The organism is Curtobacterium sp. 9128 (assembly GCF_007673775.1).
Taxonomy (GTDB): Bacteria; Actinomycetota; Actinomycetes; order Actinomycetales; family Microbacteriaceae; genus Curtobacterium.
The window spans coordinates 414,308-427,051 of record NZ_VEAF01000005.1 but is presented as its reverse complement, the minus strand read 5'-3'; the positions used below and the strand labels follow the sequence as shown (position 1 = coordinate 427,051).

At 71.5% G+C, this 12,744-nt stretch carries 11 protein-coding genes; 9 read left to right on the top strand and 2 right to left on the bottom strand.

Going from position 1 to position 12,744, the window contains the following annotated elements; genetic code table 11:
• Positions 1–74: 74 nt before the first annotated feature.
• Positions 75–1,325 carry a DNA recombination protein RmuC gene (gene rmuC / locus FS641_RS13420; protein ID WP_144764576.1) on the bottom strand — a complete coding sequence of 417 codons (1,251 nt, stop codon included), beginning with the start codon at positions 1,323–1,325 and terminating at the stop codon, positions 75–77.
• A 190-nt stretch (positions 1,326–1,515) separates the two neighbouring features.
• Here rmuC and iolC point away from each other — a divergent pair, with 190 nt between their 5' ends.
• The 9 genes from iolC to FS641_RS13375 are packed head-to-tail and all read left to right on the top strand — an operon-like array spanning position 1,516 to position 12,022.
• A complete protein-coding gene (gene iolC, locus FS641_RS13415; RefSeq protein ID WP_144764574.1) occupies positions 1,516–2,508 on the top strand; it encodes a 5-dehydro-2-deoxygluconokinase in 993 nt (330 codons plus the stop codon).
• Entirely contained in the window at positions 2,501–3,490 is a 990-nt protein-coding gene (locus FS641_RS13410; RefSeq protein ID WP_260855823.1) for a class I fructose-bisphosphate aldolase, read from the top strand. The genes iolC and FS641_RS13410 overlap by 8 nt, the downstream gene beginning before the upstream one ends.
• Entirely contained in the window at positions 3,487–5,025 is a 1,539-nt protein-coding gene (locus FS641_RS13405; RefSeq protein ID WP_144764571.1) for a CoA-acylating methylmalonate-semialdehyde dehydrogenase, read from the top strand. Before FS641_RS13410 ends, FS641_RS13405 begins: the two co-directional genes overlap by 4 nt.
• A gap of 7 nt (positions 5,026–5,032) precedes the next feature.
• A complete protein-coding gene (iolB, locus tag FS641_RS13400) occupies positions 5,033–5,926 on the top strand; it encodes a 5-deoxy-glucuronate isomerase (RefSeq protein WP_144764570.1) in 894 nt (297 codons plus the stop codon).
• Positions 5,923–7,839, top strand: coding sequence for a 3D-(3,5/4)-trihydroxycyclohexane-1,2-dione acylhydrolase (decyclizing) (gene iolD, locus FS641_RS13395; RefSeq protein WP_144764568.1), 1,917 nt, complete (start codon positions 5,923–5,925; stop codon positions 7,837–7,839). Before iolB ends, iolD begins: the two co-directional genes overlap by 4 nt.
• A gap of 39 nt (positions 7,840–7,878) precedes the next feature.
• Positions 7,879–8,829, top strand: a complete 951-nt coding sequence (locus tag FS641_RS13390) for a sugar phosphate isomerase/epimerase (RefSeq protein WP_144764566.1) — start codon at positions 7,879–7,881, stop codon at positions 8,827–8,829.
• Between the two features lie 26 nt (positions 8,830–8,855).
• Complete coding sequence (locus FS641_RS13385) at positions 8,856–9,899, top strand: Gfo/Idh/MocA family protein (RefSeq protein WP_144764564.1); 1,044 nt, start codon at positions 8,856–8,858, stop codon at positions 9,897–9,899.
• Between the two features lie 3 nt (positions 9,900–9,902).
• Positions 9,903–10,772 (top strand): sugar phosphate isomerase/epimerase, encoded by an 870-nt coding sequence (locus tag FS641_RS13380; RefSeq protein ID WP_144764561.1) that lies wholly within the window; start codon positions 9,903–9,905, stop codon positions 10,770–10,772.
• A complete protein-coding gene (locus FS641_RS13375; RefSeq protein WP_144764559.1) occupies positions 10,769–12,022 on the top strand; it encodes a Gfo/Idh/MocA family protein in 1,254 nt (417 codons plus the stop codon). Before FS641_RS13380 ends, FS641_RS13375 begins: the two co-directional genes overlap by 4 nt.
• Here the strand turns inward: FS641_RS13375 and FS641_RS13370 are convergent.
• Positions 11,974–12,732, bottom strand: a complete 759-nt coding sequence (locus tag FS641_RS13370) for a GntR family transcriptional regulator (protein WP_144764557.1) — start codon at positions 12,730–12,732, stop codon at positions 11,974–11,976. The two genes, FS641_RS13375 and FS641_RS13370, sit on opposite strands and share 49 nt — an antisense overlap.
• Between the last annotated feature and the right edge of the window lie 12 nt (positions 12,733–12,744).

The window sequence follows — 12,744 nt, the reverse complement described above, 5'->3', positions numbered from 1 at the left end:
CGCTGCTGCGCGGCGCCGCCGCTGCTGCGCGGCGCCGCCGCTGCTGCGCGGCGCCGCCGCTGCTGCGCGGCGCGTCAGTCCCGCTCGGGGACCCCGACGAGCTCGGGCGCAGTGAGCAGCCGCGGCTCGTCCTCGACCGTCGCGGGATCGGCGATGACCTTCGACTCGTCGAGCAGCGACAGTCGCCGGGCACTCGGCAGCACCTGCCGCTCGAGCGACCCCACGAACCGGTTGTAGTCGACGACGGACCCACGGATCGACCGACCGAGCTTGTCGACGTGCGCGGCCATGGTCGCGAGGCGTCCGTGCAGCTCGCGGGAGACGGTGAAGAGCTCGCGGGCCTCCTGCGTGACGACGTCCTGCTGCCACGAGAACGCCACCGTCTTCAGCACGGACCAGAGCGTCACCGGCGACGCGAGGGCGACCCGCTTGCGGAACGCGTGGTCGAGCAGCCCCGGGTCCGCGGCGAGGGCACTCGCGATCAGGGACTCCGACGGGATGAACGCCACCGTGAGCTCCGGCGAGGCGTCGTACCCGGACCAGTACTCCCGAGCGGCGAGGGCGTCCACGTGCGCACGGAGGGCCTTGACATGCTGGGTCATCAGCGCAGCACGACGGGCTCCGTCGGCACCGGTGGCGGACGCCGGGATCTCCACCGCCTGCAGGTACGCGCTGAACGGCACCTTCGCGTCGACGGCGATGTCCTTGCCACCGGGCAGGTGCACGATCATGTCCGGCCGTGCCGTGCCGTTCGCGGTGGCGACCGAGGTCTGCACGTCGAAGTCGACGCGCTCCAGGAGCCCGGCGGCCTCGACCACGTTGCGCAGCTGTGTCTCGCCCCAGACGCCGCGCGTGCTGTTCGCCGAGAGGGCACTCGCGAGCGTCTCCGCGGTGGCACGGAGCCGCTCCTCGGACTCGGCAGCGGACCGCAGCTGCGTCGCGATCGCACCGTACTGCTCGCTCCGCGACCGCTCCAGTTCGGCGATCTTCGTCCGCATCACGTCGAGGGTCTCAGCGACCGGACTCAACGCGGTGAGCACCTTCGACTCGTCCTGCGCCCGCGCGGACTCCGCACCGTGCATGCGCTGCAGGAGGTGCTCGAGTTCGGCCGCCCGGCGCTCGAGCGAGTCGACCTGCCGCCGGTACTGGGCGTCCTGGGCGTCGAGCCGCTCCTCGGCGTCCTGGCGGACCTCGTCGAGCCGAGCCCGGAGCGCGTCGGCGGTGGCGTCGGCCGCGCCGGACCGCGCACGCGCGACGGACCAGGCGATCGCGGCGCCCGCGAGGGCGCCGATCAGCAGACCGATGAGCAGGGCGGTGAAGTCCATGGCCAGACCATCCCAGGACCCACCGACACCGACCTGTCGGCGGCGGGGCGAGCCTCCAGGCCGGGCGTCCCGATCACCCGTGGCACGGAATCCGGTCGAGTGTTCATGTCCATGTCATGACATTCTGCCAAGCCCCGTGTACAGTCGTGCTCGTCCGCCGACGAAGCCGCACGGAAGGTCCTCGCGTCGCATGCCGAACGAAGCACCGCACACCTACGACGTCATCACCATGGGCCGTGTCAGCGTCGACGTCTACCCCCAGCAGACCGGGCCGCTCGAGGACGTCACGACCTTCTCGAAGTCGATCGGCGGGAGCCCGACGAACGTCGCGATCGCCGCGGCACGCCACGGCGCGGACGCCGCCGTCGTCACCCGGACCGGGAACGACCCCTTCGGCCGCTACATCGCCCGCACCCTGCCGGAGTTCGGTGTCGCGAACGCGTTCGTCGACATCGTCGCCGGCCTGAACACGCCGGTCGCGTTCTGCGAGATCTTCCCGCCCGACGACTTCCCGCTCTACTTCTACCGGGAGCCGACGGCGCCGGACATGATGATCACCACGGAGTCCCTGCCGATGCGCGAGATCGAGCGGGCGCGGATCTTCTGGACCACCGTCACGGGGCTCAGCGAGGAACCGAGCCGGAGCGCCCACCACGTCGCCCTCGCGGCGCGCACTGCCGCTGCCGGCGCACGTCCCGGCCACACCGTGCTCGACCTGGACTACCGGGCGGTCTTCTGGGTGTCACCGCAGGACGCCACGCGGGAGGTCGCCGCGGCACTCGAGCACGCGACCGTCGCTGTCGGCAACCGTGAGGAATGTCAGGTCGCGGTCGGCGAGTCCGACCCTGTGCGGGCAGCCGATGCGCTGCTCGAGCGCGGCGTCGAGCTCGCGATCGTGAAGCAGGGGCCGCGGGGCGTGCTCGCCAAGACGCGGGACGAGACCGTCGAGCTGCGCCCGCACCGTGTGGACGTGGTGAACGGGCTCGGGTCGGGGGACGGCTTCGGCGGCGCGCTGATCCACGGCCTGCTGCAGGGCTGGGACCTGGGACGGCTCCTCGCCGTCGCGAACGCCGCCGGCGCCATCGTCGCGACGCGCTTCGAGTGCTCCACGGCGATGCCGACCACGGACGAGGTCGAGACGTTCCTCCAGGAACACCCGACCGAGGAGGCCGTGGATGCCTGAGATCAGCAGCGCGGACTTCCAGCGGCTGCGCGACGTGCGTGCCGGGTCGCCGGAGCGCATCGCGAGCACGCTTGCGGACCGCGTACGACGGCCGCTGCTCGGCGACGACGGCCGGCTCTTCATCGTGGCGGCGGACCACCCGGCCCGCGGCGCCCTCGCTGTGCGGGACGACGCGACGGCGATGGCCGACCGGTACGACCTGCTCGAACGCCTCGTCACGGCGCTCGGGCGGCCGGGGGTCGACGGTGTGCTCGGGACCCCGGACGTCCTGGAGGACCTGGCCCTGCTCGGCGCGCTCGACGACAAGGTCGTCGTCGGGTCCATGAACCGCGGCGGGTTGCGTGGCGCGACGTTCGAGATGGACGACCGGTACACGGCCTACTCCGCGCGAGCCATCCGGGACGCCGGGCTCGACTTCGGGAAGCTCCTGGTGCGCGTCGCGCTCGAGGACGCCGGCACCGCCCGCACCCTCGAGGCGACCGCGCAGGCCGTCACCGAGGCGGCGGCGCTGCACCTGCCGATCATGCTCGAGCCGTTCATGTCGTCCTGGCGCGACGGCAGCGTCGTGAACGACCTCACCCCGGACGCGGTGATCTCGTCGATGGCGATCGCCGCCGGACTCGGCGCCTCCAGCGCCTACAGCTGGCTGAAGATCCCGGTCGTCGACGACATGGAGCGGGTGATGGCCGCGACGACCCTGCCGACCCTGCTGCTCGGCGGCGACCCGTCCTCGCGTCCGGCGGAGACCTACGCCAGGTGGTCGGACGCGCTGGCACTGCCGGGCGTGCGCGGACTCGTGGTCGGACGCACGTTGCTCTACCCGCCGGACGGCGACGTGGCCGCGGCCGTCGACGTGGCCGCCGGTCTCGTCCACAGACACCAGGCTCGGCCCGAGTTCTCCACATCCACTCGCGATGCCGTCGCATCGCCCCTTCCCCGCGCCACCATGGGGACGTCCGTCACGGAAGGAAGCACCGCATGAGCACCACCGAGCACGACCAGGCGACGATGCCGACGGTCGGTCACTGGATCGACGGCAGGCGTGTGGAGTCGACGTCGGGGAGCACCGCGCCGGTGTTCGATCCGGCGTTGGGTGTGGCGACGAAGCGGGTGGCGTTGGCGGACCAGGGGGAGATCGATGCGGCGATCGGGGCTGCGAAGGCTGCGTTCCCGGCGTGGAGCACCCTGTCGTTGGCGAAGCGGCAGCAGATCCTGTTCGCGTTCCGTGAGGTGTTGAACCGGGACAAGGCGGAGCTGGCGGAGATCATCACGAGTGAGCACGGCAAGGTCCTCGACGACGCGTTGGGGGAGATCGCGCGGGGGCAGGAGGTCGTCGAGCTCGCGACGAACATCCCGTCGCTGCTGAAGGGCGAGTTCAGCGACCAGGTGTCGACGGGGATCGACGTGTACTCGATCCGACAGCCGTTGGGGGTGGTCGGCATCATCAGTCCGTTCAACTTCCCGGCGATGGTGCCGCTGTGGTTCCTGCCGATCGCGATCGCGGCGGGCAACACGGTGGTGCTGAAGCCGAGCGAGAAGGACCCGTCGGCGGCGATGTGGCTGGCGGAGAAGTTCCAGGAGGCCGGCCTGCCCGACGGTGTCTGCAACGTGCTGAACGGCGACAAGCGCAGCGTCGACGGGCTCCTCACCAGCCCCGACGTGGAGTCGATCTCCTTCGTGGGGTCGACGCCGATCGCGCAGTACGTGTACGAGACGGGCACGAAGCACGGCAAGCGCGTGCAGGCGCTGGGCGGTGCGAAGAACCACATGCTGGTCCTGCCGGACGCCGACCTCGACCTCGTGGCGGACAACGCGGTGAACGCGGGGTTCGGGTCGGCGGGGGAGCGGTGCATGGCGATCTCGGTCGTCGTTGCCGTCGAGCCGGTCGCTGAGGAGCTGATCCGGAAGATCGCGGACCGCGCGGCGACGCTGCGGGTCGGGGACGGTCGACGCGGCTGCGACATGGGCCCGCTGGTGACCGAGCAGCACCGCGATCGGGTGGCGTCGTACATCGACGTCGCGGTCGCGGACGGTGCGACGGTGGTCGTGGACGGCCGCGCGGTGCAGCCGGACGGGGACGAGCACGGGTTCTGGTTGGGGCCGACGCTGCTGGACCGGGTGCCGACGACGAGTCGGGTGTACACGGAGGAGATCTTCGGTCCGGTGTTGAGCGTGGTGCGGGTGGCGTCGTACGACGAGGGCGTGGCGCTGATCAACAGCGGCGCGTTCGGGAACGGGACGGCGGTGTTCACCAACGACGGTGGTGCTGCGCGTCGGTTCCAGCGGGACGTGCAGGTCGGGATGATCGGGATCAACGTGCCGATCCCGGTGCCGGTGGCGTACTACTCCTTCGGCGGGTGGAAGAACTCCCTGTTCGGCGACCACAAGGCCTACGGCGCGGACGGCGTCAGCTTCTTCACCCGGCAGAAGGCCGTCACCGCCCGCTGGCTGGATCCCGCCGAGCGCGGTGGCTCCTCCCACGGCGGCATCGACCTCGGCTTCCCGGCGAACAGCTGACGCCGACATGAACGACGACACCTGGTTCATCCGCGCCGGGAGCCGACCGGAGGACGGCTGGACGGACGTGGTCGACGACCGCATCGACGGCTGGGCGTACACCGGACTCCGGACCGGGACACTGACGGACGGTGCTGCCCTGCGCCTGCCGGCCGCCGCGGTGGAGCGCCTGGTCGTGCCGCTCGCCGGTGGCTGCACCGTCACCACCGACGAGACCCAGTACGAGCTGCAGGGCCGGACGGACGTCTTCGCCGGCCCCACGGACGTGCTCTACCTCGGCTCCGGGACGGCGGCGACGATCACCGGGGCCGGGCGGGTCGCGGTGGCGGAAGCGCCGACTCCGGTCGTCAAGCCCACCGTCCACATCAGCCGACAGGACGTCCCTGTGGAGCTCCGCGGTGCCGGCCAGTCGAGCCGGCAGGTGCACAACTTCGGCACACCGCAGACACTCGACGCGGCGGCGTTCATCGTGTGCGAGGTGATCACGCCCGCCGGCAACTGGTCGTCGTACCCGCCGCACAAGCACGACACCCACCGCGACGGCGAGGAGTCGAACCTCGAGGAGATCTACTACTACGAGGTCGCTCCCGCCCGCGGTGCCGACGCCCCCAACGGTGCCGAACCGTTCGCGCTGCACCGCACCAGCGCCTCCGACGAGCGTCCGATCGACGAGTTCCGCCAGGTCCGCACCGGCGACGTCGCTCTCGTGCCGTACGGCTGGCACGGTCCGGCGGTCGCACCGCCCGGCTACGACATGTACTACCTCAACGTGATGGCCGGGCCAGACCCGGAGCGCGTCTGGAACATCACCGACGACCCGGCACACGGCTGGGTCCGCGGCCTGTGGGCGGGCGAGCAGCTCGACCCACGGCTGCCCTACGGAGAGGACCCGGCCCGATGAGCCGAACGAGCACGCACGGGCAGACCCGGCGGATGACCGTCGGCCAGGCGCTCGTGGAGTTCCTGGCGAACCAGTGGACCGTCGACGGTGACCTCCGGGAACGGACGATCCCGGGGATCTTCGGCATCTTCGGGCACGGCAACGTCGCCGGTGTCGGCCAGGCGATCAAGCAGCTGCACGTCGACCAGCCCGGGCTGTTGCCGTACCACCAGGCGCGCAACGAGCAGGCGATGGTGCACGAGGCCGTCGGGTTCGCCCGCATGCACCGGCGCCGCGCCACGTTCGCCGCGACGGCCTCGGTCGGTCCTGGTGCCGCGAACATGCTGACCGCCGCCGCACTGGCGACGACGAATCGGCTGCCGGCCCTGCTGCTGCCGTCGGACACCTTCGCGACGCGCACGACCGACCCCGTCCTGCAGCAGATCGAGTTGCCGCACGACACCTCGATCCAGGTCACCGACGCCTTCCGGCCGCTCTCGCGCTACTTCGACCGTGTGGAGCGTCCCGAGCAGCTGTTCTCGATCGCGCTCGCCGCGATGCGGGTCCTGACCGACCCGGCCGAGACCGGCGCGGTCACGATCGCGCTGCCCGAGGACGTGCAGGCGGAGCAGCTCGACGTCCCCCTCGCCTTCCTGCAGCCGCGGGAGTGGCACCTCCGCCGTCCGGTGCCGGAGCACGGCCCCCTCGCCCGCGCGGTCGCCGCGATCCGTGCCGCCGAACGTCCCCTGGTCGTTGCCGGCGGCGGCGTGCTCTACGCCGGGGCGGAGGCGGAGCTGCGGGCCTTCGCCGAGGCGACCGGGATCCCGGTCGGCACGTCCCAGGCCGGTGGTGGAGCTCTGGTGTGGGACCACCCGCAGTACCTCGGCGGCATCGGCGCGACCGGCACCGCCGCCGCGAACGCGATCGCCGCGCAGGCCGACGTCGTCATCGGCATCGGGACGCGGTACAGCGACTTCACGACCGCGTCGCGCACGGCCTTCCAGGACCCGGACGTCACGTTCGTCAACGTGAACGTCGCCGCGTTCGACGCCCACAAGCACGGCTCGCAGCTGCCGGTGATCGCGGACGCACGGGAGGCACTGGTCGCGCTGACGGAGGCGCTCGCGACGTTCTCGGTGCCGGACACGTACGCCACCGAGATCGCGGACCGCAAGCGGTCGTGGGACGCGCAGGTCGACGCCGCCTTCGCGCCGACTGGCCGGGCGGTGCCGGGACAGCCCGAGATCATCGGCGCGGTCCAGTCGGCGACCGACCCCCGGGACGTCGTGGTGCAGGCGGCCGGGTCCCTGCCAGGTGACCTGCACAAGCTCTGGCGGGTGCGCGACGCCCTCGGGTACCACGTCGAGTACGCCTTCTCGTGCATGGGCTACGAGATCGCGGGCGGCCTCGGGGTCCGACGGGGCGCACCCGATCGGGACGTCATCGTGATGGTCGGCGACGGGTCGTACCTGATGCTGCACACCGAACTCGTGACCGCCGTGGCCGAGGGCATCAAGATCGTCGTCGTGCTCGTCCAGAACAACGGCTTCGCGTCGATCGGGCACCTGTCCGAGACCGTCGGGTCCGAGCGCTACGGCACGCGGTACCGCTACCGGGACGGATCGGGGTCGTTCGACAACGACGACGTGCTCCCCGTCGACCTCGCGGCGAACGCGCGGTCCTACGGTGTGGACGTGATCGAGGTCGAGCCCGGGCCGGACGCGATCCACGACCTCCGGCAGGCGGTCCGACGGGCGAAGGCGAACGACCACACGACCCTGGTCCACGTCACGGCCGATCCGCTGGTCTACGCCCCGGACGGCGACGGCTGGTGGGACGTCCCGGTCGCCGCGACCTCGACCCTGCCGAGCACGCAGGCCGCGCGTGCGGAGTACGAGCAGCAGGTCGCCGCACAGCGACCGCTGCTCGGCTGAGCCCCTCCTCCACCACCACCGCAGAGAGACGACGACGTCATGACCGACACCGCCACCCCGCCCGGCGTCCCCGCGACGACCGCCACCGACGGCATCCGCATCGGCACCGCACCCGACTCGTGGGGCGTCTGGTTCCCGGACGACCCGCAGCAGGTGCCCTGGCAGCGCTTCCTCGACGAAGCCCAGGCCGCCGGGTACCGCTGGATCGAGCTCGGGCCCTACGGGTACCTGCCGACGGATCCGTCGCAGCTGCGCGACGAACTCGAGTCCCGCGGCCTCCGACTCTCCGCCGGCACCGTGTTCACCGGATTCCACAAGGGGGACGACCAGTTCCAGCGGGCGTGGGACCAGGCCGTCGCGGTCGCCGGACTCGCCGCTGCACTCGGCGCCGAGCACCTCGTCACGATCCCGGACCTGTGGCGGTCGGACGCCACGGCCGAGGTCCTCGAACCGCGCACGCTGACGACGGAGCAGTGGGAGCGCCTCGGCGCCGGCCACGACCGACTCGGCAAGGCGCTGCTCGAGGAGTTCGGCGTCCACCAGCAGTTCCACACCCACGCCGACAGCCACGTCGGCACCCACCGGGAGACCGTCCGGTTCCTCGAGGTCACCGACCCGGCGTACACGAACCTGTGCCTCGACACCGGGCACTTCGCCTACTACGGCGGGGACAGCCTGCGGCTCATCGCGGACCACCCGGAGCGCATCGGCTACCTCCACCTGAAGCAGGTGGACACCGACCTGCTGTTCGACGTCCTGAAGAACGACGTGCCGTTCGGCACCGCCGTCGCACAGGGCATCATGACCGAGCCGCCCCACGGCACACCGGAACTCGCTCCGGTCATCGAGGCCGTCGCGGCGATCAACCCGGACGTCTTCGGGATCGTCGAGCAGGACATGTACGGCTGCTCGGTCGACGCTCCCGGTCCGATCGCGGAGCGCACCTTTCGGCACATCCTCGACTCGACCACCGCAGCCCGCGCGTCCTGACCCACCACCTTCGCGAGGAGAACCCCATGACCCCGTCCGACAACCTCCGCGTCGCCGTCGTCGGCGCCGGGGCGATGGGCAGCGACCACGTCCGCCGCATCACGTCCACCATCGCCGGCGCCGACGTCGTCGCGATCGTCGACCCCGACACCGCACGCGCCACCGCCGCGACCGCGCACGCGCCGGGTGCGATCACGGCCGCGTCCTTCGAGGCGGCGCTCGACGCCACCGCCGTCGACGCGGTCGTCGTCGCGACCCCGGGATTCCTGCACGAGCCGGTGCTGGTGCCGGCGCTCGAACGCGGGCTCGCGGTGCTCTGCGAGAAGCCACTCACCACCTCCGCCGCGGACTCGCTCCGCATCGTCGAACTCGAGCAGGCGACGTCCGACCGGCCGAGGATCCAGGTCGGGTTCATGCGCCGGTTCGACAAGGGCTACCAGGAGCTCCGGGCGCTCCGGGAATCCGGCGAGAACGGGGCACTGCTGGCGCTGCACCACGCGCACCGCAACCCGACGACCCCGCCGAACTTCAGCGAGTCGATGCTCATCCACGACTCGGTCATCCACGAGATCGACATCATCCCGTTCATCACGGGCGAAGCGATCACGAGCGTCGAGGTGAAGAAGCCGCGCCGGAACTCCCTCGCACCGGCGGACCTGCCCGAACCGCAGTTCGTGCTCTTCACCACCGAGTCCGGCACCATGGCGATCGTCGAGATCAGTGTGAACGCGCAGTTCGGGTACCAGGTCACCACCGACGCGGTGTTCGAGTCCGGCGTCGCCTACATCGGGCGGGAGACCTCCCTCACGCTGGTCGCACGCGGGGTCGCCGGCCAGGGCGTCACACCGTCCTTCATCGAGCGGTTCGGCGCCGCGTACGACGAAGAGGTGCAGCGGTGGGTCGACGCGGCCAGACACGGCGGCATCGACGGGCCGAGTGCGTGGGACGGCTACACCGCGTCGGTCGTCGCCGAGGTCGCGGTGCGCGCGCAGCAGTCCGGCGCGCTGGAGTCCGTGACGTACGCCACGGCGAAGCCCGCGTTCTACGCGACGGCTCCACGGGGGGCGTGACCGATGCCGAGGATCGCACTCGACCCAACGCCCTTCCACCACGACCTGTCTCTGTTGGAGTTCCCCAGGAAGGTCGCCGACCTCGGGTACGAGTACCTGCAGCTGACACCGTACCGGGACGTCATCCCGTTCTTCCGTCACCCCAGGGCCGACGACGACCTCGTCGACGCCTTCGCCGCCGCCTGCTCTGATGCCGGGGTGCAGATCGCCTCGGTCCTGCCGGTGCTCCGCTGGTCCGGGCCCGACCGCGAGACCCGCGAGACCGCCGTCAAGCAGTGGAAGCGGGTCATCGAGATCACGAAGCGGCTGGGCGTCGACACGATCAACACCGAGTTCTCCGGCCGCCCGGAACGTGCGGAGGAGTCCGAGGCACAGTTCTACTGGGCGATGGAGGAACTGCTGCCGATCATCGAGGACGCCGACCTCCGCGTGCTCATCGACCCACACCCCGACGACTTCGTCGAGGACGGTCTCGAGGCCCTCCGGGTGATCCGCGGGCTCAACTCGAAACACGTCGGGTTCGTGTTCGTGACCGCCCACACCTTCCACCACGGCGAGGACATGGACACGGTGATCGACGCCGCCGGGGACATGCTCCAGCTCGTCCACGTCGCCGACACGTACGACCACCGCCGGTCGCACGGACTCCGGTACGTCACGAACCCGCCGGGCAACGCCGTGCGCGTGCACCAGCACCTGCCGGTGGGGCAGGGCGACGTCGACTTCGACACGTTCTGGGCGGCGCTCGACCGTGTCGGCTTCACGCAGCGCGAGGACACGGTCGCCGTGTCGAGCGTCTTCGGCGACGACGAGCACGCCGACGCGGTCGCGCAGATGCAGCTGGACGTCATCACGGCGGGGCTCGGCCGGTGAGTGCCACGGACACGATCGGCGTCGGCCTGGTCTCGGTCGGCTGGATGGGCCGGCTGCACTCGCGGGCGTACCGCGCCCTGCCGGACCACTTCCCGGAGCTCGGCGTGCGACCGCGGCTCGTGGTGGCCGCCGACCCGGTCGACGCCGCGCGGGACCAGGCGACCGAGCGCCTCGGCTACGAGCGCGCCGTCGCCGACGCCCAGGCGGTCCTCGACGACCCCGACGTCGAGGTCGTGTCGATCTGCTCGCCGAACTTCCTGCACCGTGAGATCGCCGTGGCCGCGGCAGCAGCCGGCAAGCCGTTCTGGATCGAGAAGCCGATGGGCCGGTACGCCGGCGACTCCCGAGCGATCCACGACGCCGTCCGCCGCGCCGGCATCGTCACGAGCGTCGGCTTCAACTACCGGCACGCCCCTGCGATCCAGCGGGCGCGGGAGCTCATCAGGAGCGGGCGCCTCGGGCGCATCACGACCGTCCGCGGAGCGTTCCTCGCCGACTACTCGTCCGACCCCGACGCGCCCCGGACCTGGCGGTTCGAACGCGACCGCGCCGGATCCGGGGTCCTCGGGGACCTGCTCTCGCACGGGCTCGACCTGGCGCAGTACCTCGTCGGCCGCATCGCGAGCGTCAGCGCCCTCGCCCAGACGACCGTGACCGAGCGTCCACTCCCCGGCGCGGGCATCGTCGACCGGTCAGCCGCGGCCACCGGCGCCCTCGCGCCCGTCGAGAACGAGGACTACGCGGCGCTCCTGCTGCGCTTCGAGGACGGCGCCGTCGGCACGATGGACTCGAGCCGTGTGATGCGCGGCCCGCACGCCGAGTACACCATCGAGGTCTACGGGACGGCGGGGTCCCTCCGCTGGGACTTCCAGCGGCTGGGTGAACTGCAGGTCGTCCTCGACGGGCAGGAGGTCGACGGCTACGTGACGCACCACGTCGGCAGCGGCGACGGTGAGTTCGCGCGCTTCCAGCCCGGCGCCGGCACCGCGATGGGGTTCGACGACCTCAAGACCATCGAGGCGGCGCAGTTCATCGCGAGCGTCCTCCGCGGCGAACAGCTCGCCCCGTCGGTCGCCGACGGGCTCGCAGCGGCGTCGATCGTGGAGGCCGCAGAAGCGTCGATCGCCGGCGGCGCCTGGCACGACGTGGCACCGGTCGACGGCGCCCTGACGTACGCCCGGGCGACACCGGGGAGCGCGGCCTACTTGTCGACGAGCGTGACCTCGAACGAGTACCGGTCCGGGCGGTAGCAGTGCACGCCGTACTCGACCGCGCGACCGGAGGCGTCGTATGCGGTGCGGCTCATCGTCAGGACCGGGTCGCCGTCCTCGATCTCGAGCAGACCGGCCTCTTCGTCCGAGGCGGCCCGAGCGCCGATGCGTTGCTTCGCCACCCGCATCGTGACGCCGCGGCCCCGGAGCAGCTGGTAGAGCCCGTGCTCCCGGAGTTCGTCGTCGGTGATCGCGAGGAACTCCGGTGGCAGGAAGTTCTCGAGGACGGCCATCGGGACCTCCTCGGCGAAGCGGACGCGGCGGATGTGCACGACCGTTGCGCCGGGTTCGACACCGAGGGCCTCCGCGACGGCGTCCGGCGCGGGGACGTCGCTCCGGTCGAGCAGCTTCGTCGCCGGCGCCTGCGACCCCTGCGCGAGGTCGTCGTACAGGCTCGTCAGCTCGACCTTGCGGGTGACCGGGCCGTGCACCACCTGGGTGCCGATGCCGCGGCGACGGACGAGCAGCCCCTTGTCGACGAGGTCCTGGATCGCTCGACGGATCGTCGGACGCGACAGCCCGAGGCGCTCGCCGAGGGCGATCTCGTTCTCGAGGCGCGCGCCCGGAGGCATGGCGCCGGAGCGGATGGACTCCTCGATGCGCGAGGCGACCTGGAAGTAGAGGGGCATCGGACCCGACCGGTCGAGGTCGAGGAACAGGTCGGACGGCAACCGGCCTTCGTTGGTCATCGCGGTCCTCCG

Excerpts from the sequence above, each read along its gene's own strand:
- rmuC (WP_144764576.1), bottom strand. The coding sequence starts at position 1,325 with ATGGACTTCACCGCCCTGCTCATCGGTCTGCTGATCGGCGCCCTCGCG.
- iolC (WP_144764574.1), top strand. The coding sequence starts at position 1,516 with ATGCCGAACGAAGCACCGCACACCTACGACGTCATCACCATGGGCCGT.
- FS641_RS13410 (WP_260855823.1), top strand. The coding sequence starts at position 2,501 with ATGCCTGAGATCAGCAGCGCGGACTTCCAGCGGCTGCGCGACGTGCGT.
- FS641_RS13405 (WP_144764571.1), top strand. The coding sequence starts at position 3,487 with ATGAGCACCACCGAGCACGACCAGGCGACGATGCCGACGGTCGGTCAC.
- iolB (WP_144764570.1), top strand. The coding sequence starts at position 5,033 with ATGAACGACGACACCTGGTTCATCCGCGCCGGGAGCCGACCGGAGGAC.
- iolD (WP_144764568.1), top strand. The coding sequence starts at position 5,923 with ATGAGCCGAACGAGCACGCACGGGCAGACCCGGCGGATGACCGTCGGC.
- FS641_RS13390 (WP_144764566.1), top strand. The coding sequence starts at position 7,879 with ATGACCGACACCGCCACCCCGCCCGGCGTCCCCGCGACGACCGCCACC.
- FS641_RS13385 (WP_144764564.1), top strand. The coding sequence starts at position 8,856 with ATGACCCCGTCCGACAACCTCCGCGTCGCCGTCGTCGGCGCCGGGGCG.
- FS641_RS13380 (WP_144764561.1), top strand. The coding sequence starts at position 9,903 with ATGCCGAGGATCGCACTCGACCCAACGCCCTTCCACCACGACCTGTCT.
- FS641_RS13370 (WP_144764557.1), bottom strand. The coding sequence starts at position 12,732 with ATGACCAACGAAGGCCGGTTGCCGTCCGACCTGTTCCTCGACCTCGAC.